Annotated in this window: 13 protein-coding genes and 1 tRNA gene; 8 read left to right on the plus strand and 6 right to left on the minus strand. The window is 67.1% G+C overall.

The genetic code is table 11. The features are described from left to right. Positions 1-6 precede the first annotated feature (6 nt). Positions 7-1,398 carry a signal recognition particle protein gene (gene ffh / locus QT382_RS16415; protein ID WP_289255165.1) on the plus strand — a complete coding sequence of 464 codons (1,392 nt, stop codon included), beginning with the start codon at positions 7-9 and terminating at the stop codon, positions 1,396-1,398. 8 nt (positions 1,399-1,406) lie between these two features. Here ffh and ftsY read toward each other — a convergent pair whose 3' ends face one another. Then, the gene (ftsY, locus tag QT382_RS16420; protein WP_289255166.1) at positions 1,407-2,453 is read right to left on the minus strand and encodes a signal recognition particle-docking protein FtsY; all 1,047 of its coding nucleotides are present in this window, start codon (positions 2,451-2,453) and stop codon (positions 1,407-1,409) included. 79 nt (positions 2,454-2,532) lie between these two features. Here ftsY and QT382_RS16425 point away from each other — a divergent pair. Continuing rightward, positions 2,533-2,609: transfer RNA gene (locus QT382_RS16425), tRNA-Met, on the plus strand. Between the two features lie 66 nt (positions 2,610-2,675). Next, on the plus strand, positions 2,676-3,200 hold the full coding sequence (locus tag QT382_RS16430) for a GNAT family N-acetyltransferase (protein ID WP_289255167.1): 525 nt from the start codon (positions 2,676-2,678) through the stop codon (positions 3,198-3,200). A gap of 33 nt (positions 3,201-3,233) precedes the next feature. Here the strand turns inward: QT382_RS16430 and QT382_RS16435 are convergent, their stop codons facing one another. The 5 genes from QT382_RS16435 to QT382_RS16455 all read right to left on the minus strand — a co-directional run bounded on the left by QT382_RS16435 (position 3,234) and on the right by QT382_RS16455 (position 15,442). After that, a complete protein-coding gene (locus QT382_RS16435; protein ID WP_289255168.1) occupies positions 3,234-4,583 on the minus strand; it encodes a Gfo/Idh/MocA family protein in 1,350 nt (449 codons plus the stop codon). 39 nt (positions 4,584-4,622) lie between these two features. Beyond that, a complete protein-coding gene (locus QT382_RS16440; RefSeq protein ID WP_289255169.1) occupies positions 4,623-7,598 on the minus strand; it encodes a TonB-dependent receptor domain-containing protein in 2,976 nt (991 codons plus the stop codon). Between the two features lie 32 nt (positions 7,599-7,630). Beyond that, complete coding sequence (locus QT382_RS16445; RefSeq protein ID WP_289255170.1) at positions 7,631-8,905, minus strand: DUF3472 domain-containing protein; 1,275 nt, start codon at positions 8,903-8,905, stop codon at positions 7,631-7,633. 25 nt (positions 8,906-8,930) lie between these two features. Further along, a complete protein-coding gene (locus QT382_RS16450) occupies positions 8,931-11,969 on the minus strand; it encodes a TonB-dependent receptor (RefSeq protein ID WP_289255171.1) in 3,039 nt (1,012 codons plus the stop codon). A gap of 113 nt (positions 11,970-12,082) precedes the next feature. Next, complete coding sequence (locus tag QT382_RS16455) at positions 12,083-15,442, minus strand: TIM-barrel domain-containing protein (RefSeq protein WP_289255172.1); 3,360 nt, start codon at positions 15,440-15,442, stop codon at positions 12,083-12,085. Positions 15,443-15,804: 362 nt separating this feature from the next. Here QT382_RS16455 and QT382_RS16460 point away from each other — a divergent pair, with 362 nt between their 5' ends. The 5 genes from QT382_RS16460 to QT382_RS16480 are packed head-to-tail and all read left to right on the plus strand — an operon-like array spanning position 15,805 to position 21,152. Then, on the plus strand, positions 15,805-16,953 hold the full coding sequence (locus QT382_RS16460) for an SIS domain-containing protein (protein ID WP_289255173.1): 1,149 nt from the start codon (positions 15,805-15,807) through the stop codon (positions 16,951-16,953). Beyond that, positions 16,946-17,893, plus strand: coding sequence for an ROK family protein (locus QT382_RS16465; RefSeq protein WP_289255174.1), 948 nt, complete (start codon positions 16,946-16,948; stop codon positions 17,891-17,893). The genes QT382_RS16460 and QT382_RS16465 overlap by 8 nt, the downstream gene beginning before the upstream one ends. Next, the gene (locus QT382_RS16470; protein ID WP_289255175.1) at positions 17,890-19,227 is read left to right on the plus strand and encodes a D-tagatose-bisphosphate aldolase, class II, non-catalytic subunit; all 1,338 of its coding nucleotides are present in this window, start codon (positions 17,890-17,892) and stop codon (positions 19,225-19,227) included. Before QT382_RS16465 ends, QT382_RS16470 begins: the two co-directional genes overlap by 4 nt. A 42-nt stretch (positions 19,228-19,269) precedes the next feature. Then, positions 19,270-20,037: a DeoR family transcriptional regulator gene (locus QT382_RS16475; RefSeq protein WP_289255176.1), complete on the plus strand. Its 768-nt coding sequence runs from the start codon at positions 19,270-19,272 to the stop codon at positions 20,035-20,037. 11 nt (positions 20,038-20,048) lie between these two features. Continuing rightward, the gene (locus tag QT382_RS16480) at positions 20,049-21,152 is read left to right on the plus strand and encodes an N-acetylglucosamine-6-phosphate deacetylase (RefSeq protein WP_289255481.1); all 1,104 of its coding nucleotides are present in this window, start codon (positions 20,049-20,051) and stop codon (positions 21,150-21,152) included. The last annotated feature ends 13 nt before the right edge of the window (positions 21,153-21,165 follow it).

Genomic DNA, 21,165 nt, shown 5'->3' on the forward strand with positions numbered 1-21,165 from the left:
CCCCCGATGGCCTCCACCCTGACCGACCGCCTGAGCCAGCTCGTGAAGACGATGCGTGGCCAGGCCCGCATCACCGAATCCAATGTGCAGGACATGCTGCGCGAGGTGCGCATGGCCCTGCTCGAGGCCGACGTGGCCCTGCCTGTGGTGCGGGACTTCGTCGCCCGCGTCAAGGAAAAGGCGCTGGGCCAGGAGGTGGTGGGTTCGCTGAATCCGGGCCAGGTGCTGGTCTCTGTGGTCCACAAGGAACTCGCCGCGACGATGGGCGAAGGTGTAGCCGACATCAACCTCGCCGCCCAGCCGCCGGCCGTGATCCTGATGGCCGGCCTGCAGGGCGCCGGCAAGACCACGACCACCGCCAAGCTGGCCAAGCACCTGATAGAGAAGCGCAAGAAGAAGGTGCTGACCGTCTCGGCCGACGTCTACCGCCCGGCTGCCATCGAGCAGCTCAAGACGGTGACCAAGCAGGCTGGCGCCGAATGGTTCGCGTCGACCCCGGATCAGAAGCCGCACGACATCGCCCTGGCTGCCATCGACTACGCCAAACGCCACTACTTCGACGTGCTGCTGGTCGACACGGCCGGCCGCCTGGCCATCGACGAAGCGCTGATGGCCGAAATCCGCGACCTGCACGCGACGCTGAATCCGGTCGAGACCCTGTTCGTCGTCGATGCCATGCAGGGCCAGGACGCGATCAACACGGCCAAGGCCTTCAGGGAAGCACTGCCGCTGACCGGCATCGTGCTGACCAAGCTGGATGGCGACTCGCGCGGCGGCGCGGCGCTGTCGGTGCGCCAGATCACCGGCGCCCCCATCAAGTTCGCCGGCGTGTCCGAGAAGATCGATGGGCTCGAAGTGTTCGACGGCGAGCGCCACGCCGGCCGCGTACTGGGCATGGGCGATATCGTGGCCCTGGTCGAGGAAGTGACCAAGGGCGTGGACATGGCCGCGGCCGAGAAGCTGGCCGGCAAGCTCAAGTCAGGCAGCGGCTTCGACCTGAACGATTTCCTCTCGCAGATCGCGTCGATGAAGAAGATGGGCGGCCTCTCCAGCCTGATGGACAAGCTGCCCACGCAGATGGCGGCCAAGGCCGGTCAGGCCGACATGGACAAGGCCGAGCGCGACATGCGTCGCATGGAAGGCATCCTCAACGCGATGACCGCCAAGGAGCGCGCCCATCCGACACTGCTGCTGGACGGCAAGACCAAGGCCAGCCGCAAGCGCCGCATCGCGCAAGGCGCCGGCGTGCAGATCCAGGACGTCAACCGCCTGCTGACTCAGTACGACCAGATGCAGGCCATGATGAAGAAGATGAGCGGCGGCGGCCTCTTCAAGATGATGAAGAAGCTCGGCGGCATGAAGGGCATGGGCGGGATGATGCCGCCCGGCATGAAGTAAGCCCCGGCCTATTCCAGCAGCGCCTGCGCGAACTCCCGCGCATCAAAGGTCTGCAGGTCTTCCAGCTTCTCACCAACGCCGATGAAGTAGACCGGGATCGCACGTTCGCGTGCGATGGCGGCCAGCACACCGCCCTTGGCCGTGCCATCTAGCTTGGTGATGATCAGGCCGGTCAGGCCCAGCGCATCGTCGAAGGCCTTGACCTGGTTCAGCGCGTTCTGGCCAGTATTGCCATCCACCACGAGCAGCACCTCGTGCGGCGCCGAGGCCTCGGCCTTGGCGATGACGCGCTTGATCTTCTTGAGCTCCTCCATCAGGTGGAGCTGGGTCGGCAGGCGGCCCGCCGTGTCGGCGATGACGACGTCGCAGCCGCGGGCCTTGCCGGCAACGACGGCGTCGAAGGTCACCGCCGAAGGATCGCCTCCCTCCTGGCTGACGATCTCGACCTGGGCGCGATCCGCCCAGACTGACAGCTGCTCGCGTGCCGCCGCGCGGAAGGTGTCGGCCGCCGCCAGCAGCACCTTGGCATCGGCCGCTGCCAGATGTCGGGTCAGCTTGCCGATGCTGGTGGTCTTGCCAGCGCCATTCACGCCGACCACCATCATCACCGTGGGCTGGGTCGCGCCGATGGCCAGCGGCTTCTGCAGCGGTTGCAGCAGCTCGGCGAGTGCATCGATCAGCAGGCCGCGCACGGCGGCAGGCTCGGTGGCCTTGGCTTCCTTGACGCGGCGCTTCAGGTCGTCCAGCAGGAACTGCGTGGCCTTGACGCCGGCATCGGCCATCAGCAGGGCCGCCTCGAGTTCTTCATACAGCGCATCGTCGATCTGGGTGCCGATGAAGACCTGGGCGATGCTGGACCCGGTCTTGCGCAGACCCTGGCGCAGCTTGTCGAGCCAGGTCTTGCGCGGCGGCTCGATGGGCGTGATCACCGGCTCGGCGTTGGACTGCAACTCGGCGGCTGCGACCGCCGGGGCCGGTGCCTGCTGGGAAGGGACAGGTGTTGTCTCACTCGCCGAAGCACTGCCGCCGAACTTCTTCTTGAAGAAACTGAACATCGAGAAAACGCTTTTTTCAGGGCTGCCGCCAAAGGACTTGCATTGTCCTTCAAAAGTCCGCTAGAATCGCGGGCTCTTAGGCGCTTTAGCTCAGCCGGTTAGAGCGACGGAATCATAATCCGCAGGTCCGGGGTTCGAATCCCTGAAGCGCCACCAAAATCAGAAGCCCGCTGTCCTCCAAAGACAGCGGGCTTTCTCGTTTTCAAGCCTGGGGTGCAAACCATGTCCCTGCTCCGCCTCGACCCCGCCGGTCTGCGCGATGCCGAAGAACTGCTGGCCTTCGAGACCTTGAACCGCGCGTTCTTCGAGTCCATGGTCAACTCCCGGCCTGCCTCGTTCTACTCACCCGACGGCATCGCCGCTGCGCTGGCCCTGGCGGAGCGCGAGGCGTCCGAGGACCGTGGCTACCAATACCTGATCCGACACGCCTCGGACGGCCGGTTGATCGGTCGCATCAACCTGATCGCGGTACGGCGCAAGCATTTCCATTCGGCCGAACTGGGCTACAGGCTGGCCGAGGCCGAGCAGGGCCAGGGCTTCGCCAGCGAAGCCGTGCGGCTGATGCTGGCCAAGGCCTTTGGTGAGCTGGGCCTGCTGAGGCTGGAGGCCAACGCCCGCGTCGCCAATGTCGGTTCGCAGCGAGTGCTGCTGAAGAACGGCTTCGTCCAGTTCGGCCATTCGCGCCGCAGCTTCCAGCTGGACGGCGTCTGGCACGACCGCTTGCACTACGAATGGCATGCAGCCTAACGGAGGCCGGCAATCCGGCCGCTTGGCACTGCTTCAGTAGCGGTCGTCGAAAGCAAAGATCGGCTTGCGCGTCTTCCACTGGCCGCCGGTGAAGTCCGGGAACTCCAGCGTCTTGAAGCCGCTGGCGATGGACTGCTCGGACAGCGGCGTGATCGCGCTCCAGGCCACGGCGTCGTAGATGTCGATGGGCATGGGCGCCGAGGCCTTCAGCGCTTCGATGAAGGCATGGACCACAAAGAAGTCCATGCCCCCGTGGCCGGCACCTGCCGCCGTGGCCGCGTACTTCTTCCACAGCGGGTGGTCGAACTTGTCGCCGTACTTGTCGAACGGCTCCCACTGGTGGGACGGGCTGATGCCCTCGACATGGATGGAGCGGTTGACGTCCATCCACAAGCCCTTGGTGCCCTGCACCCGGAAGCCCAGCGAATAGGGCCGCGGCAGCGAGGTGTCGTGCTGCAGGATGATGGTCTCGCCGTTCTCGCAGGCCAGCGTGGTGGTGACGATGTCGCCCAGCGCGAACTTCACGCCGGCATTCGGATGCTGCTTGCCGCCCTGCGCCTCCACGTAATCGTGCAGGCCGCGCGCCTTGGTGGCGAAGGCGTTGATGTGGGTGAAGCGGTTGCCGCGATGGATGTTGGCAACCATCGCGCAGGGACCTATGCCATGGCTCGGATAGAGCTCGCCATTGCGTTTGACCGAATGCTCGGTGCGCCAGCGGGCCTCGCTCCAGCCCTTGGCACCGAACTCCACGCCGCCGCCATAAGGCTTGCCCGGGTCGCCCGAGTTGAACTTCACCGCGCGCAGGTCGTGCTGGTAGCCACCCTGCAGATGGACGATCTCGCCGAACAGGCCGGCCCGCACCATCTGCAGCACGGCCATCACGTCGCGGCGGTAGCAGACGTTCTCCAGCAGCATGTAGGGCGTGCCGGTCTTGAGCTGGGTGTTGAGCACCTCCCAGTGGTCCTGCAGCGTCACGCCGGCCACCACCTCGCAGCCCACGGCCACCTTGGCCTGCATCGCCGCAATCGCCATCTCGGCATGCCATTCCCAGGGCGTGGCGATGATGACGCCGTCGATCCTGGACGCGTCCAGCAGCTTGCGCCAGGCCTGTGGGTCCTTGTCGTCGCCGCAGCTGCGGGGCCGGGGCTTGCCGGCCTTATCGGCCATGGCCAGCGCCCGGTTCAGCATGATGGGCTCGATGTCGCACAGGGCCGCCACCTCGACGTCGTCGCGGCGCAGCAGCTCCTTGAGCAGCACCTGGCCGCGCATGCCGGTCCCTATCAGAGCGATGCGAACGCGTTCGCGCCCGGCGGCGCGGGCCGAGGCACCCATGGAAAGGGCGCCCGCCGCGCCCAGGGTGGAAAGAAAGTCTCTGCGTTGCATGGAGTCTCTTGCTTCCTTCTTCTATTCGATGGCCGCGGCTTACCAGAACTTGTAGCTGGCCGAGACCGAGTACGAGCGACCGAACAGGTTGAGGCCATGGTCATAGCCTTCCCAGCCGTTCGGATCGTAGTAGGGCTTCTTGTTCAGCAGGTTCTTGATGTTCAGGCCGAGGTTCAGGTCCTTGATCGGCTTCCAGTTGAAGCCCAGGTTGACCGTGTAGTGTGCCGGCGCTCCCTTGCACAGGTTGGCCGGTAGCGCCACATAGGCCGCCTGGCAATTCTCGGGCGTGTTGTCGGTGTCCCAGTCGCCGTAGCCCCACTTGGTCTTGCCGGTGTAGTTGACGAACAGGCTGGTCACCAGGTTCTGGTAGGTCCAGGCGGCGTCGAAAGTGCCGCGCAATTTGGGCGAGCCGTAGTAGCCCACATAGTTGCTGGAGAAGCCGTAGCCGTCGTCGCTGTTGTAGACCTCCCGCGCCCGGATCGACACGGTCGCGCCCAGGGCCAGCTTGCCGTACTCGCCCAGCGAATGCTTGGAACGGGCGTCGATGTCGAAGCCGTCCAGCAAGGTGCGGCCGCGGTTGAAGTAGCTGTTGGTCAGGCCGGCCAGGTTGCCCACCGAATACTTGGGAACGCCGCCGGCGCAGGCTGCTGCATTGGCAGGGTTGGCGCACATGGCGGTGGCGGCCGCCATGTTGGCGCGGTCTGCGTCGGTGATGGGCCCACGGGTCGCCTGATTGGTGCCGGCCAGGGCCGGGCCATAGGCCTCGACCAGCTTCTGGAACAGCTCGTTGAAGTCCTGGCGCAGGATTTCATTGCGGCGGTAGACGAACCAATAGTCGAAGGACAGGCTGAAGTCCTTCCAGGGCTGCAGCACGATGCCCAGCGTGGAGATCTTGGCCTTCTCGGGCTGCAGGTTCTTGTTCGGCGGCGTGAGGCCGCCGACCGTGCCGCTGCAGTTGGAGTTCAAGAGCGCCTTGCCCAGGTCCACGTCGGTGCTGCTGACCGACTTCATCAGCAGCTTGGCAATGGCATTGGTCTCGTTGCATCGCACCGTGTCGCCCACGCCACCCACCTGGGCATAGACGCCGCCCTCGCCGGCCTCGGCCAGGCTGGGCGCACGGAAGCCCTCGGAATAGGTGCCGCGCAGCAGCACCTCGGGGCTGACGCGCCACTTGAGGCCGATCTTGGGCGCCAGGTTGGCGGCAAAGCCCGGGTACTTGTCCAGGCGGGCCGCAGCGTTCAGCTCCAGGCTCTTGCTGAAAGGCACGATGACTTCGCTGAACAGCGCACCCACTGTGCGCTTGCCGTCGAACCAGGAGCCGCCCTGCTGGGTGATCAGGCCGTTGGCGGCATCGGTATTGCCCGGCGTGAAGAAGCTCTCGCGCATCAGGTTGGCACCGAAGGCGGCGCGCACCTCGCCACCCGGCAGCTTGGCCAGCGTGCCTTCGACCTTGCCGTCCCAGGTGATCAGCTTGGTCCAGGACTGGATGTCGAAGGTCGGATAGGCCTCGCGCAGCAGCGCGGCATTGGCCTCGCTGATCACGCCGAACTGGTAGGCCGGGTTGTCCGAGATGTACGTGCGGCCGGTGACCGGGTCCTTGGTGAACGGGCCGAAGGCCTTCTCGAAGCCCTTGAGGTTGACGTTGACCGTCTGGTACAGCACCGAGTGACTGCCGGCCACGCTCAGCGCGGTCTCGAAATCCCAGTCGCCCCACAGATTGCCGCGCAGGCCGGCCAGGGCACGGTAGTTGTTGTCGGTATTGGTCTGGCCGAAGTGGTCGTTGGCGTCCTGCAGCAGGTAGTTCAGGCCGGCGGCTCCGCCCATCTTGGCCGCCATGTCGGCATCGAGCCGGCCCTTCAGGTAGACGTTGTTGGGGCCCAGGTAGGGATAGCTGAAGGTGTTCAGCGTGGTGCCGGTATTGCGCGAGTACCAGTTCGTGGTGCCACCGCCGCTGTTGAAGGTGCGCGGGCCGTTGTCGCCGTGCATCTTGATGTGCGTGTAGGCCACCTCGGCAAAGCCTTCCAGCGTGTTGCCCAGGTCCACGCGGCCGTTGACGTAGGCCGTGGCGCGGTCCGAACTGGGGCCGGTGTCGAGCTGGTAGGGCAGCGTGTTCCAGATGCAACGCGTGCCCGAAGCCTCGGTCAGCGAGGTGGGGCAGCCCTTGACCGCGCGCTGGGTGCGGGCGTTGTTGGCGTTCTTGTCGAACACGAACAGCGTGCCCGGATTGAACACGCCCGGCTCGCTGCCGCTGCCGATGCGGAAGTTGGTGATGTAGCTGGGGTTGTTGACGTAGAACTGGTCCGGCCGCTTCAGGTAGGTGTCTGACAGCGCGATCGGATCGCGCTTGTAGAGGTTCAGCGAGCCGTAGAGGCTGTAGCCGTCCTGGGCCAGGTCGCCGCGACCGTAGAGCAGGCTGCCCTGGTGCTCGCCATAGGACTTCACCTGCGAAGCCCAGTCGGTGCTGATGCGGCCTTCCAGGCCCTGGTAGCCCTTCTTGGTGATCACGTTGATCACGCCGGCCACGGCGTCGGAACCATAGACCGCCGAGGCGCCGTCGGTCAGGATTTCCATGCGCTCGATCGCCGCCGCCGGGATCGCGTCGATGTTGACGAACATGGTCTGGAAGCCGGCCGGCGCGCCGTAGTACGACAGGCGGCGGCCGTTCAGCAGCACCAGGGTGCCTTGCGCGCCCAGGCCGCGCAGATTGGCCTGCGAGGCGCCGTCGGAGCCGGTGAACATCGAGCGGAAGTCCTGCTGGCCCGGGCGGGCCGCGGGCAGGTTGTCCAGCACCTGCAGCAGCGTGCGGGCGCCCATGTTCTCGATCTGCTTGGCATCGATGACCTGCAGCGGCGAGGCGGTCTCGGTGTTGATGCGCTTGAGGCTGGAGCCGGTCACCTCCACACGCTCGAGCTTGGACTTGTCCTCCTCGGGCGTGGCGGGCGCGGCGGTCTGGGCCTGGGCCCAGCTGGCCAGGCCCGCCGCGATGAGCAGGCCGGTCAATTGCTTGGTCTTCATCTGCTGTCTCCTGTTGGGGTGGGTGGCCGTTGTCAGAGCGACATCGGCGTTTGCTTGGTATCGCCGGGCAGGTTCAGCGGCCGGCCCACGGCCATGCCGCCGGTGCTGAGCCGGAACTTGCCGTTCTCGACGATGTGCTGGTAGTTGGCACAGACCTCGTTGTGCGTCGGCGTGTAGACCGCCGTGCCCTTGGCGGTCTTGACGTCGACCCAGGCGCCGCTGGCCTTGTCCAGGTACTTCACATTGCCGAAGTAGGCAGCGCGCGGCTTGTTGGCCAGGCAGCTGCCGGCCTCGGTGCTCCAGTCCTCGACGAAGCCGTAGGCACCCGAGTTGGTCTGCGGCCTTGGCAGGCGCATCGTGGCCAGCTTCTGGCGCAGGCCGTCGGTCGGGTCGGTGAAGAAGACCGTGTAGTCCTGCTTGTTGTTCGGCGCCGCCGCCACTTCCATCTCGAAGCGGTAGGCCACATTGGTCTTGGGCACAAAGGCTGACTCGCATTTGATGCCCGTGCCCTCACCGCCAAAGTTCGAGCATTTGCTGATGCCCGGGTCGATCACCTCGGGGCTGACACCGTTCACATCCCACAGCGAGAACAGGCGCTGGTGGCTCTGGATGCCGGTGTAGCCGCCATTGATGCCGATGACCTCGTAGTAGGTCGTCGGCTCCCAGGTGATGGGCGTGACCTCGGCGCTGAACTTGTCCCAGGCCGGCGTGCTCCAGCTCAGGTGGATGGAGTTGGCACGCGTGGTGTGGCCGGACGCGGTGCCGCTGATGGCGACCGACTTCACCGTGCCGTCCACGCCCTGGATGCTGACGTCCAGCGCCTGTGAGGTCGCCGTGCCGGCGGTCCACCAGGCCGAGACATAGCCATTGGCGTCGCTGACCGTGCCGTCCGGGAACACCCAGCCGCTGGCGTCGCCGGAGCGCGGCTGCCAGGCCACGTTGCAGCCAGCCTGCGCCTTGCCGTCCAGCGTGACGCGCACCTGCAGCTTTTGCGGCTCATGCGTGTTGTTGACGTCAGTCGGACCGGGGTCGTAGAGCGTCTTCGAGAACACCGATCCCATGCGCGCCAAACCGGCACTAGGCGTGATCGCGGTGATCACGGCGGCATTGGGACAGTCCTTGGTCTGCGGCCGTGCCTGCGTCGGATCGGTGGGCGTCGTAGGCGGGGTAGGCGTCGTGGGTGTTGCCGCTCCGGCGCCACCGCCGCCACCGCCACCGCAGGCGGACAGCAGCGCCAGGCTGGCGAACGCGGCGGCCACCGGCCGCGCACGCTCGCCCCCACGAGACCTTGTCGTGTGCTTGTTCATAGAGACTCCTTCGCTTGCTGCGGCCTCAGAACGCGTAGTTGTATTCAGCCGTCAGGCGCACCGAGCGTGGGCCCGTGCGGCCGGCCACCTGCAGATAGGTCTCGGTGACCGCGCCGCCGTCTTCACGGTTCTCGTTGTAGCGAGTGACCGAACGGCGGTTCAGCAGGTTGAACACGTCGGCTTTCAGGCTCAGGCCCTTCACGGCGGCCGGCATGTAGGCGAGGTTCATGTCCAGCTGCGCCGTCCAGGGCAGGCGGCCCAGGCTGCCGCGCGGCGAGGGCTTGCCGTTGCAGTAGAAGTAGGCGCCGCCGTAGCTGCCGGCAGTGCCGTCATGCAGGGCATCGGGCAGCTCGCCCAGGCAGTTGCGCGGGCCGCCGGAGATCAGCGAGACGTTCGCGCCGACGGTCACTTCCGGCGTGATCTGCACGAAGCCATAGGCCTTGATCGCGTGGCGATGGTCGCTCGGCAGATAGCCGTAGGCGTTGTACATCAGCTCCTTGTGGTCGTCGCTGACGGTCAGGGCCACGTCGCCGCCGCCGAGGGTGTCGGTCTGGCCTTCCATGTTGCCCTTGAGGGTGGACAGCGTGTAGGTCAGCTTGCCGTACCAGCCGTCACGGAACGGATGCTCCGCAAACAGGTTGAGCGCCGCGTACTTGCGCGCCGGCTTGGGCGTGCCCCATTCGGCGGCGCTGATGTCGACGCGGCGCAGGCCCTTGCCGTCGAGGAAGTCGATCCACAGGTTGTTGTCGCGACCCGGGTTCATGATCGCGCACTGGAAGCCGCCCCAGTGGCTGGCGTCCACATGGTTCTTTTCGGCCCAGGCGTCGATCGGGCGCTGGTCGCAGGTGTCGTCGTTGGTGTCGTTCAGGCGGCGGTACAGGAAGCTCGCACCGACCACCAGGCTCTTGTTCAGCGCCTTCTCCAGTCCCAGCGAGAACTCGTCCTGCGACAGCGGCTTCAGGTCGATGGCCGTGACTTCAAGCGCATTGCGCGACTGGCCGTAGGCGTTGTTGGCCGAGTAGGGTTTGCTGATCGCATGCAGGCCGGTCGGTGCACCGTTCGCGTCGACGCCGGTGTAGGTGAACAGCTCGCCGGTGCGCGTCAACGGCGCGGCCATGTTGCTGGACAGGTTGGAAGGCACCGGCAGGTGGTAGCGGCCGGCGTTGGCGAACAGCTTCAGCGAGCCGTCGCCGGCGAAGTCCCAGGTCGCGCCCAGGCGCGGCGCGATCATGTTGCGCTGGGAGATGAAGGCATCGCCGTTGCTGGTGTAGTTGGTGAACTGCTCGCGGCGCAGGCCCAGGTCCAGCAGCACGCGGTCACTCAGCTGCCAGTGGTCCTGGATGTACTGGGCCGCCTGCACACCGCTCGGGCGCGCCAGGTTGGTGTCGATGTCCTTGCTGACGTAATAGCCCTGCGTGCCGTAGCCACCGCCCTGGAACGGCGTCTCGAACGCGCCGGTGATAGCGCGGTTCGGATCGGTGGCCTTGCGGTAGGTCCAGCGATAGCCACCGGCCAGCGAGTTTCCGACCACCGAGTTCACGTTCAGGCGGTCGATGCCGCCGCGCAGCGAGTGCTGGCCCAGCTTGTACTCGATGTCCAGGCGCAGTCCCTTCTGGCGGTCGCCCGACTCCGGGTCCACCAGGCTGCCGGTCACGGTCTGCGGCTGTGCATAGCTCAGCCCGGGCACCCGGGCGCTGACGGCCGACGAGGTCTGCGCCAGGCTGGCGTTGTAGCCCTCCGGCGTGCGCGAATGCTTGGTGCGCGAATCGCCGTAGACGGCCGTGACCGTCAGGTCATCGCTCAGGTAGCCGGTGTACTTGAAGATCGAGATGTCGGCGCCCGGCGCCGAGCCGGAACCGCAGCAATTGACATAGGTCTGCCTGCCGTTGCCGGGGGTGTTGTCGTGCGTCAGCGTCGAGTAGTTGAAGCCGAAGGCCTGGCTGCGCGACGTGGTCTTGTCGTAGAGCTTGGTCAGCTCGAAGTGATGGTCGTCGGTAAGGTTGTAGTCCAGCTTGGCCAGGTAACGATCGACCTTGCTGTCGCTCTTGCTCCAGCCGGTGGGCGAGCTGACGCCCAGGCTGGTGGGCATGGCGATGGACTCGGACTCGCTGCGGGTCTGCTCCAGCGCCACGAAGGCGAACAGCTTGTTGGGAATCACCGGGCCGCCTGCATACAGGCCCACGACCTTGCTGCTGCTCTCGTTGCCCTGGTTCCAGTACTGCAGCTTGCCGTCGGTGGGCGGATGCTCGCCGGTGTTGGGGTAGTAGGTGTCGTATTGCTTGCCCTTGAGCGAACCCGGGATCCAGCTCAGCTTGCCGCCGACCTCGAACTTGTTGCCGCCGCTCTTGGTGGTGATGTTGACCACGCCGCCGGTGCTGCGACCGAATTCGGCGCCATAGCCGCCGGAGAGCACCTGCATATTGCCGATGGCGCCAAAGGGCAGCTCGGAAGCCCCGACCTGGGTGAGGATGTTGGTGATCGGGAAGCCGTTCACGTAGAAGGAGTTTTCGGACTGGCCCGAGCCGGCGATGCTGGGCGCGTTGCCGTACTGGCCGTTGGTGCCACGCACGACGCCGGGAGTCAGCTGGATCACGGCCGCCACGTCGGCCGCCACCGGCAGCGCCTTCAGTTCCTTGGCGGTGAAGACCACGCCGTTGTTGGTGTTGGAGACGTCGATGCGCTTGGCGGCGCCACTGACGGTCACCGTATCCAAGGTGTTGGTGACGCCGAAGTTGGCCTCCACGCCATTGCCCACCAGGGCCTCGACCTCCTGCGTCGCCTCGACCTTGCCATTGCGCATCAGGCGCAGCTGGTAGCGGCCCGGCGGCATGGAATTGGCCTGGAAGCGGCCGGCGGCATCGGGCGTCAGCGTGCGCTGCACGCCGGTGTCCAGGTTCTGGAGCACGACCGTGGCACCTGCGGCGAGCTTGACCTCGCCGTAGATCGTCGTCGTGGTGTTGGACTGCGCGACGGCCACCGGCGCGGCGGCCATCAGGCCCAGGGCCAGGGCAACGGCGCCGGCCGTGACGCTGAGGTGGGCGGGCAGGTTCTTCTTGCTCTGCATGGTTTCTCTACTCCAGTGATGTCTAGGGTTGGGGTCCGGGCGGCAAGGCTCCGCCCCGACCTGCCGGCGGGCAGGCCTTCAATGGCTGACTTGTTTGAACGAGGGTCTGGGGCTCAGTGCTGGACAGTGGCGGCGTCGCCCTCCATCCCGATCAGGACCGCGTTGGCCCAGTTGCCGCAGACGGCAGCTGGCTTGGATCCACGCGCTCCAAGCGTGCGCAGGCTGAGCTGGCTCAGCCCCCGCACATCGATTTCTGGTTTGACCACGGCGGGTGCCTGCACCAGGCCGCTGTCGTAGAGCAGCCGCGGGCCGCTCCAGATCTGGAACTGCAGGCCGCCGGCGGCCTTGCAGCTGTCGTCCACGCCCAGGTCGGCGCGCAGCAGCTGCCAGTCGCCTGCGAGCTTCAGGTCGACACGGCCGCTGCCACCCATGCCCAAGCCCTTGCGGAACAGCAGGCCGTTCATTCGCATCTCCTTGGCCGCGCCTTGCGGCTTGTCGCGCGCCACGCCGGCGGGCAGCTTGGGCAGCGCGGACAGGAAGCGCTGCTGCTCGGGGCGCTGGGCCGGCCGGTGCTCCAGCACGCGGAATTCCGACAGCGTGATCGGCGCCACGTCACTGGGCTGGGTCGCATCGAAGGCCTTGGCCGGCACGGCATTGCCCTGGGCCGCCGTGACCATGGGATCGACCGCGCCTGCGTCCTCGCCCTCGGGGTTGTGGGTGCTCAGCACGCGGAAGCGCAGCAGGCGGCCGGCCTGGGGCTTGGGCAGCTCGATGCGCTGCTCGCCCTGCTGCAGCTTGAGACGGCCGCGCAGCACCGGCTGGCCCCATTCGCCCATGTTGTCGGCGAGGTAGACCTCGTAGTCGCGGATCTGGCCATGCTGCCAATGCGCATCGCTGCGCGGTGCCAGCGCGAGACCCGCGATCAGGCGGCGCTCGGCAAAGCCCAGCACCCATTCATGCGGGCCGGCCTTGACCAGCTGGTTGCGCGAGGTGCGGAACCAGGTCTCGCGCTTGCCGTCGAAGGCGTTCTCCAGCGGCTGGCCCTTTTCCTCGGCCGGACGGGCCACGACCACGATGGCATCGGCCGGAATCTCCGGGCCCAGCTGCGGCGCCGACGGGAAGTCGTCGTCCTGGGCCGGCGCGGCCTGGATGCCTTGCAGGCGGATGGCCAGCGGCTGGCGGATGTCGCGCCTGGCCAGCTTCACATGGACCGTGCCGCGGCGCTCGGCGGCGTCGAAGTACCAGCCCTGCTCGGCCGCCTCGAAGGCCGCCGCTCCGGCCAGCTTGGGCAAGACCTGACCCGCGGCCGTGACCGACGAAGGCTCGCTGCGGCTTAGCACCCGCAGCGAATAGGCCCGCTGCGCCTCCTGGCCGGCGTATTCGCCGCGCACGGCATCGATCTGCACCGACAGCTGCTGCCCTTCCAGCAGCATCGCGATGCGCTGCTCGCTGAACGCACCCTGCTGGTATTTGCGGCTCAGGCCATCGTCCTCGTAGAGCGTGAACTCGGACTTGGCGGCCGGATAGAGGTCCAGGGTCAAACGGTCCTTGGGCTTCTGGCCGTCGAACAGCACCTCGGGGTACAGGGGCAGGATGGCACCGGCACGGACGAAGACCGGCAGCTTGTCCAGCGTGACCTGCAGGTCGATGTCGCGGCCGGCGGCCGGGCTGCTCGCCTGGCGGCCGTCCCAGTAGTCGATCCAACGGCCCTGCGGCAGGTGGATGTTCTTGCGCCAGCCCTGGCTCGCCGCCTGGCTGCGGTAGACCGGTGCCACCAGCAGTTCGCGGCCCAGCAGGAACTGGTACTTGTGGGCCTCGGTCCAGGCCGCCGGATCCTGCGGGTTGTCCCACATCAGGCCGCGAACCAGCGGTGCACCGCTGACCTCGGCCTCACGGGCCAGCGTGTACATGTAGGGCGTCAGTCGCAGCTTGAGCTTCAGGTAGTTTCGGTTGATCGAGCGATAGGGCTCGTCATAGGCCCAGGGATGCTTGCGCGCCGCGGCGGCCCAGCCCGACATGCCCATCAGCACCGGCGTGAAGCTCTTCCACTGCAGGTCGCGGGTGTAGGTCTCGGGACTGCCGCCGAAGATTGCGTCCACGTCGCCGGAGGCATAGGCCTGGCCCGACAGGCCCGAGCCGATCAGCGTCGGCACATGCCAGCGGATGTAGTCCCAGCTGGCGCTCTGGTCGCCGGTCCAGGTCACGGCATAGCGCTGCGTGCCGGCCCAGCCCATCACGGTCCAGATGAAGGGCCGCGCATCGGAGTTGTCGAGGATGCCGTCATAGGCCGCCTTGTTGGCATCGAGCGAGAACTGGTAGCCCTTGCCGGTCCAGGCCACGTCCAGCTTCTGGGCGCGGGTACCGGCCGTGCCGACTTCCCACTTGATCTTGTCGACGCCGTTCTCGGTCCACAGGCCGGTCTTGAAGCCGAGCGTTGAGAGGCCTTCGACGACCTTGGGCAACTCGCTGTAGCCGCAGCCATAGCCGTCGTTGGGCAGGATCCAGCCGCCGGGCATGTCGTGCTCGCGGTACTTCCTCGCCACCGACTCGACCACGTCGGGCGTCTTGCCCGTCGGGCCATCGCTCCAGCCCTGGGGCACGGTGCCGGGCTTCTTGACGTTGTCGCCGTCGTTGTAGCAATCGGCGTCGCCGTATTCCAGGGCCCAGCGCGGCAGCAGCCGGGCACGGCCGGTCCATTCGGTGTAGCGGGCCAGCACCTCGCGGATCGAATCGCCGACGAAGTAGTAGGCGTCGAAGCGGGCCTCCTGATGCGCGAGGGTGATCTGCTCGTTCTGGCGCAGGTCGTAGCTGCCGTCGCTCCAGGTGTTGCGCAGCATGCCCCAACCGCGCGAGCTCATCAGGAAGGGCGCTGGACTGGGCCGGTCGCCCTCTTCCCAGCCGCCCGAGTACGAGACCTCGAGCTGGCGGCCCTTGAATTCATAGCGGCCGTTTTGCTGGCCGCCGCCATAAAAACGCTCGGACGGGCTGCTGGCAAGTGTTTGCACGGCCAGCTTGTCGCTCAGGTCCAGCGGCTCAAGCTCGCGCCACAGCGGCTCGCTTTCGCTGGCGCGGTACAGCGTGAAGCGTAGCGGCTGCTTGTCGACTCGCAGCCGCAGGGCCGAGGTGGTGATCAGCCAATGGTCGGCCTGCTCCTCCAGCTTGGAGACCAGGCGCGGCTCGGGCTGGCCGACGACGATGGTCGCCGCCTTGTCGCCCGCGCCGGTCAGCGGGCCCTTGGCGCTGACCCAAAGCCGCAGCACATCGGCACGCGGCAGGCTGATATGGACCAGGGCGCCACGGTCGGTGCGCAGCTCCCATTGCGCGGCGCTGCCATCGCCGCCGGTGACGGCCTTCAGCGTCCGGGCGTTGCCGACCGGCGCTGCGGTGGCCGCCAGGCTCAGCAGCCCGGCCAGCAGGGCGCCGGCCAGATCGAAGGCGGGGCGGGAAAGAAAGGGATTCGTGGGGCGCTTCATCAAAGTCTCTGGCGGACCCGAGGCCTGAACGACGGGCTTGCGATTTCCATTTGTTGCGCAAACTTTATGCAGCGATTGGATGGCGGTCAACGAAAAGAAAGCAAAAACAAGCAAGTTTCTTGAAAGTTGAGTGAAAACCACTAGTAAATCACCTTGAAAACCTTTCGATATCAGGTTATTCACCGCAGCATTCTTTCGACTTCGTCGCAAATCCGCGGCTGATTTCCGACAAGACCCTCATGATTTGCCGAATATCCGGCTTGTTCCTTCGACAGCTGATGCCAACTTATCTTTCGTTATCTTTCTTTGTTTGACATTACGAAAGTTCGTCGTTATCGTTGCGCCGGACTTTGAATCCCGCAATGAACACCATCCTTCAGCGTCCGTCGCAAGACTGGCGCCAACTCGGCGGCCTGGACACGGCCGAAGAAATCACCCAGCAACCGCGGCTCTGGCGCCAGCTGGCCCAGCAGCTCGATCAGTCACAACAAGCCCGCGTCGCCGCCTTCCTCGGTGACTGGCTGAACCAGCCCACGCATCGCGTCATCCTGACCGGCGCCGGCAGCTCGGCCTTCGTCGGCGAGATCGTGGTCGACGAGCTGAACAGCGCCTGGCCGGCCCAGGTCCGGGCCATCGCCACCACCAGCCTGCTGACCCATCCCGAGCTCTATCTGGAAGAAAGCGCGCCGACCCTCTTGGTCTCGTTCGCCCGCAGCGGCAACAGCCCGGAAAGCCTGGCGGCCGTTGAGCTGCTGCGCCGCCGCCTGAAGGCGCCGCGCTTCATCAACATCACCTGCAATGGCGAAGGCCAGCTGGCGGCCCAGGCCGAAGGCCGCGCCGACAGCCTCAACCTGCTGATGCCGCAAGGCAGCTGTGACCGCGGCTTCGCCATGACCAGCAGCCTCAGTTGCATGCTGCTCGCTGCCCTGGCCGTGCTGGGCAAGCACGGCGATGCGGCGGATCGCATCCAGCAGTTGGCCACGGCGGCCGAGCAGGCCCTGGCGCAGTGGACTGCCCCGATCGCGGCGCTGGCGGCCCAGCCCTTTGATCGCATCGTCTACCTTGGCAGCGGCCCACTGGAGTCCCTGGCCAAGGAGGCGGCGCTCAAGGTGCTGGAACTGTCCAGCGGCCGCGCCCTGGCCCTGGCCAACACGGCGCTTGGCTTCCGCCATGGCCCCAAGTCGGCACTGAACCCGGCTTCGCTGGTGATCTTCCTGCGCAGCAGCAAGCCGCTCGCCCAGCGCTATGAGCAGGACCTGCTGGACGAGCTGCGCCGCGACCAGGTCGCCGGCCACTGCCTGTCCGTGGGGCCTGTCGAATCCGGTGCCGAGCTCGCCGTGGCCGCGCCGGCCGGCCTCGGCGACAGCTGGCTCGCCCCGCTGTGGCTGATCGCCGCCCAGCTGTTCTCGCTGCACAAGTCCGCGGCCCTGGGGCTGACGCCGGACAACCCCTTCCCGGACGGCACGGTCAACCGCGTGGTCCAGGGCGTCACCATCCATCCGCATGACTGAGGTCTCTTCCATGCGCGCGGTCCACGGCATCGACATAGGCGGCAGCAAGATCGAGCTGGTCGGCTATGCCATCGAGCCCGACGGCGCCCTGGTCGAGCGCCATCGCCGCCGCGTGGCCACGCCGCGCGAGGACTTCGCAGCGTTCCAACAAGCGATTGCCGAGCTGGTGAACGAGGCCGACGCGACCCTGGGTCTGCAGGCACCAGTGGGCCTGGGCCTGCCCGGCATCGTCGATGCCGCCAGTGGCCGCCAGCTCAGCTCCAATGTGCCCGCCTTGAACGGCCGGCCCGTGGCGCAAAGTCTGCGCGAGCGGCTGCAGCGGCCGGTGGTCGTGGGCAATGACTGCCAATGCTTCGCACTCTCCGAGGCGCAGGGCGGTGCGGCCGATGGCCTGCCGAGCATGTTCGGCGCCATCCTCGGCACCGGCGCGGCCGGTGGCTATTGCGTGGACGGCCGCCTGATACGCGGGCTCAACGGCATCGCCGGCGAATGGGGCCACTGGAGCCTGCCGGCCTCGCTGCTGGCCCGCCACGGCGTGCCGCTGATTGACTGCCCCTGCGGCCTGCGCGGCTGCCTGGAGCGCTATGTCTCGGGAACCGGGCTTTCCAACCTGCACCGCCATTTCGGAGGCGAAGGCAGCGAGGCCGTTGCCATCGCCGCACGCGCCGCGGCCGGCGATGCGCTGGCTCGCCAGGTACTGGACATCCACGTAGACCTGCTGGCCCAGGCCTTCGCAACTCTCGTCATGACCATCGACCCCCATGCCATCGTGCTGGGCGGCGGCCTGTCCAAGCTGGGCCATCTGTACGAGCAACTGCCGGCGGCCATGGCCCGTCATCTTTTCCAGGGCCTGGCCATGCCGGCCATCCTGCCTCCGCATTTCGGCGATGCCGGTGGCGCCCGCGGCGCTGCCCTGCTCGCCTTGCAATCGCATCCATGAACACCGTCGTCGAATCGCTGTCGCCCGTCCAGTCCATCCTGAAGGCCCACCGCCGCGGCGAGGCCGTGGGCCTCTACAGCGTCTGCTCCAGCCATGAGCTGGTGCTGCGCGCCGCGATCCGGGTCGCGCTGGAGATGGGCACGCCGCTGCTGGTCGAGGCCACCTCCAACCAGGTGGACCAGAACGGCGGCTACACCGGCATGCAGCCGCATGATTTCCGCGCCTATGTCGAAGGCCTGGCGGCCGAGCTCGGCCTGCCGCTGCACGAGCTGGTGCTGGGCGGCGACCACCTGGGCCCCAACAGCTGGCAGAAGCTGCCGGCCGCCGAGGCCATGGCCCATTCGCGGGTGCTGATCCACGACTACGTGACCGCCGGCTTCCACAAGATCCACCTGGACTGCAGCATGAGCTGCGCCAACGACCCGCTGCGGCTGGACGACGAGACCGTCGCTGCCCGTTCGGCCGAGCTGGCCGCCGTGGCCGAGGCGGCGGCCCAGGCTGCCGGCCTGCCGCCGCCGGTCTACGTCATTGGCACGGAAGTGCCCGTGCCCGGCGGCGAAGCGTCGCTGGAGCAGGCCTTGTCGGTCACCCGGCCCGAGGCCGCGGCACGCACGCTGGAAATCCATAGGCAGGCCTTCGTCGCCGCCGGCCAGCGCGAGGCCTGGCAGCGCGTCATCGCCATGGTGGTGCAGCCCGGCGTCGACTTCGACCACAGCCAGGTCCAGCACTATGTGCCGGCCGCGGCGGCCGAGCTCTCAAGCTTTGTCGCCGGCCAGCCCGGCCTGGTGTTCGAGGCCCACTCGACCGACTACCAGCTGGAGTCCTCGCTGCAGGCCCTGGTGCGTGACCACTACGCCATCCTCAAGGTCGGCCCGGCCCTGACCTTCGCACTGCGCGAGGCGCTGTTCGCGCTGAGCCGTATCGAAGAGGAACTGGTCGCCCCGGCCGAGCAGGCCCGCCTGCCCGAGGCCCTGGACCAGGCCATGCAGGCCGAGCCGCGCCACTGGCTCAAGCACTACGCCGGCACGCCGGACCAGCAGCGCCTGCTGCGCCGCTATGCACTGAGCGACCGCTGCCGCTACTACTGGGGCGAGCCGGCTGTGAAGGCAGCCCAGGCCCGCTTGTTTGCCAATCTGCAGGCCAGGGGCATTCCGCTGCCGCTGATCAGCCAATACCTGCCCGAGCAGTTGCCGGCCGTCCTGCAGGGCCGGCTGGCCAGCAGCCCGCAGGCCCTGGTCGAACACAAGATCGGCCAGGTCGTTGCCGCCTACGCACGAGCCACCACGCGCCCCCAGATCGAAAGTCCGCATGCGGGCCGGGTTTCGTCCCTATAAGCTTTCGCCGTCATTCGAAAGACACCCAGCCCTTCCATTGCCATGAGAAACACCAGCCAGCGCCGCGAACAGATTCTTGACCTGCTGGTCACGCAGGGCAGCGTCCAGGTTTCCGACCTGGTGCCCAAGCTGGGCGTGTCCGCCGTCACCATACGCACCGACCTCAGCGCCCTGGAGAACCAGGGTCTGGTGACGCGCAGCTACGGCGGTGCCACCCTGGTGCGCACGCCGCCGCCCGAGCAGAGCATCCGCCAGAAGGACACGCTCAACACCGGGCTGAAGGAGCACATTGGCGCGGCCGCGGCCCGCCTGGTCGAGCCCGGCGACAACATCATCATCGACAGCGGCACCACCACCTTGCACATGGCCCGCCATCTGCAAGGCCTGGACCGGGTCACGGTGATGACCAACGGCCTCAACATCGCCTGGGAACTGGCCGACACGCCCGGCGTCGAGCTGATGCTGACCGGCGGCCTGCTGCGCAAGCAGTCGCTGTCGGTGCAGGGCGCCCAGGCGGAGGCCTGCCTCAACGTCTACAACTTCGACAAGCTGTTCCTGGGCGTGGACGGCTTCGACCTGCAGTTCGGCGTCACCACCCACCACGAGGCCGAGGCCAGCCTGAACCATCGCATGGTCGAGCGGGCCAAGAAGGTCATCGTGCTGACCGACGCCTCCAAGTTCGGCCGGGTCAGCCTGCACCGCATCGTGCTGCTCGACCGGGTCCATGCGGTGATCACCGATGCCGGCATCAGCCCGGAGTACCGCGAAGGCCTGCAGCGCCTGGGCATAGAAGTGATCATCGCCGAGTGACTGACCACGCCATGCTCAGCGGCCGCATCCTCACGCCCCAAGGCTGGATCACCGGCCGTGTGAGCTTTGGCGAGCGCGTGGCGCGCATCGAGGAAACGGCGGTCGAAGGGCCGCTGCGCCACATCCTTCCCGGCTTCGTGGACCTGCATGTGCACGGCGCCTCGGACGTGGACATCATGGCCGGCGGCGATGCCGGCGAGGTCGTGGCCCGCACCCATGCGCGGCACGGAACGACCAGCCTGCTGGGCACGACCATGACGGCCCGCATCGCCCTGATCGAGCAGGCCCTGCAAGGCCTGGCCGGCGTGATCGCCGAGCGCAAGAAGGGCTGCGCCCGCATGCTGGGCGTGCACCTGGAAGGCCCCTTCATCAGCGCCCAGCGGCTCGGCGCCCAGCCGCCCGAGGTGATGCTGGCGACACTGGACAAGGTGAAGCGGCTGCACGAGATCGCGCCCATCCGCGTGCTGACGCTGGCGCCCGAGATCAGCGGTCACCTGGAATTGATCCCCGAGCTGAACCGCTTGGGCATCCGGGTCCAGGTCGGCCACAGCGCCGGTACCTACGAGGACGGCGTCGCCGCACTGCAGGCCGGCGCGGCCGGCTTCACCCATCTATTCAACGGCATGACCGGGCTCAAGCACCGCGAGCCCGGCATGGTGGGCGCGGCCCTGGCCCATGCGGAATACGCCGAGCTGATTCCCGATCTGGAGCATGTGCATCCCGGCGCCATGCTGGCCGCCTTGCGCAGCATCCCCAGGCTCTACTGCGTCAGCGACGCCACGGCTGCCACCGGCATGCCCGACGGCGAATATGCGCTGGGCACGCAACGGGTCTTCAAGTGCCTGGGCTGCGTGCGCCTGGCCACCGGCTCGCTGGCCGGCAGCGCCCTGACCATGGACATGGCCCTGCGCAACCTGGTGTCGCTGGGCCTGGACCTGGCCGACGCCTCGCATCGCCTGTCGCGCAACCCGGCCGACTACCTGGGCGAAGGCCAGCGCGGCCGCATTGAGCCGCAGGCCTTTGCCGACCTGGTGGTGCTGGACGAGCAACTGCAGGTGGAGCAGGTGTTTGTCGAGGGCGAGCCGGTGGACCTGCTATCCGATTCTTCATCCTGAGACGACGAGACAA

This window comes from Pelomonas sp. SE-A7 (genome assembly GCF_030345705.1).
Lineage (GTDB): Bacteria > Pseudomonadota > Gammaproteobacteria > Burkholderiales > Burkholderiaceae_C > JAUASW01.

Coding starts and splice junctions, on each gene's coding strand:
- ftsY (WP_289255166.1), bottom strand. CDS start 2,453: ATGTTCAGTTTCTTCAAGAAGAAGTTCGGCGGCAGTGCTTCGGCGAGT.
- QT382_RS16480 (WP_289255481.1), top strand. CDS start 20,049: ATGCTCAGCGGCCGCATCCTCACGCCCCAAGGCTGGATCACCGGCCGT.
- ffh (WP_289255165.1), top strand. CDS start 7: ATGGCCTCCACCCTGACCGACCGCCTGAGCCAGCTCGTGAAGACGATG.
- QT382_RS16475 (WP_289255176.1), top strand. CDS start 19,270: ATGAGAAACACCAGCCAGCGCCGCGAACAGATTCTTGACCTGCTGGTC.
- QT382_RS16440 (WP_289255169.1), bottom strand. CDS start 7,598: ATGAAGACCAAGCAATTGACCGGCCTGCTCATCGCGGCGGGCCTGGCC.
- QT382_RS16450 (WP_289255171.1), bottom strand. CDS start 11,969: ATGCAGAGCAAGAAGAACCTGCCCGCCCACCTCAGCGTCACGGCCGGC.
- QT382_RS16445 (WP_289255170.1), bottom strand. CDS start 8,905: ATGAACAAGCACACGACAAGGTCTCGTGGGGGCGAGCGTGCGCGGCCG.
- QT382_RS16470 (WP_289255175.1), top strand. CDS start 17,890: ATGAACACCGTCGTCGAATCGCTGTCGCCCGTCCAGTCCATCCTGAAG.
- QT382_RS16435 (WP_289255168.1), bottom strand. CDS start 4,583: ATGCAACGCAGAGACTTTCTTTCCACCCTGGGCGCGGCGGGCGCCCTT.
- QT382_RS16460 (WP_289255173.1), top strand. CDS start 15,805: ATGAACACCATCCTTCAGCGTCCGTCGCAAGACTGGCGCCAACTCGGC.
- QT382_RS16455 (WP_289255172.1), bottom strand. CDS start 15,442: ATGAAGCGCCCCACGAATCCCTTTCTTTCCCGCCCCGCCTTCGATCTG.
- QT382_RS16430 (WP_289255167.1), top strand. CDS start 2,676: ATGTCCCTGCTCCGCCTCGACCCCGCCGGTCTGCGCGATGCCGAAGAA.
- QT382_RS16465 (WP_289255174.1), top strand. CDS start 16,946: ATGACTGAGGTCTCTTCCATGCGCGCGGTCCACGGCATCGACATAGGC.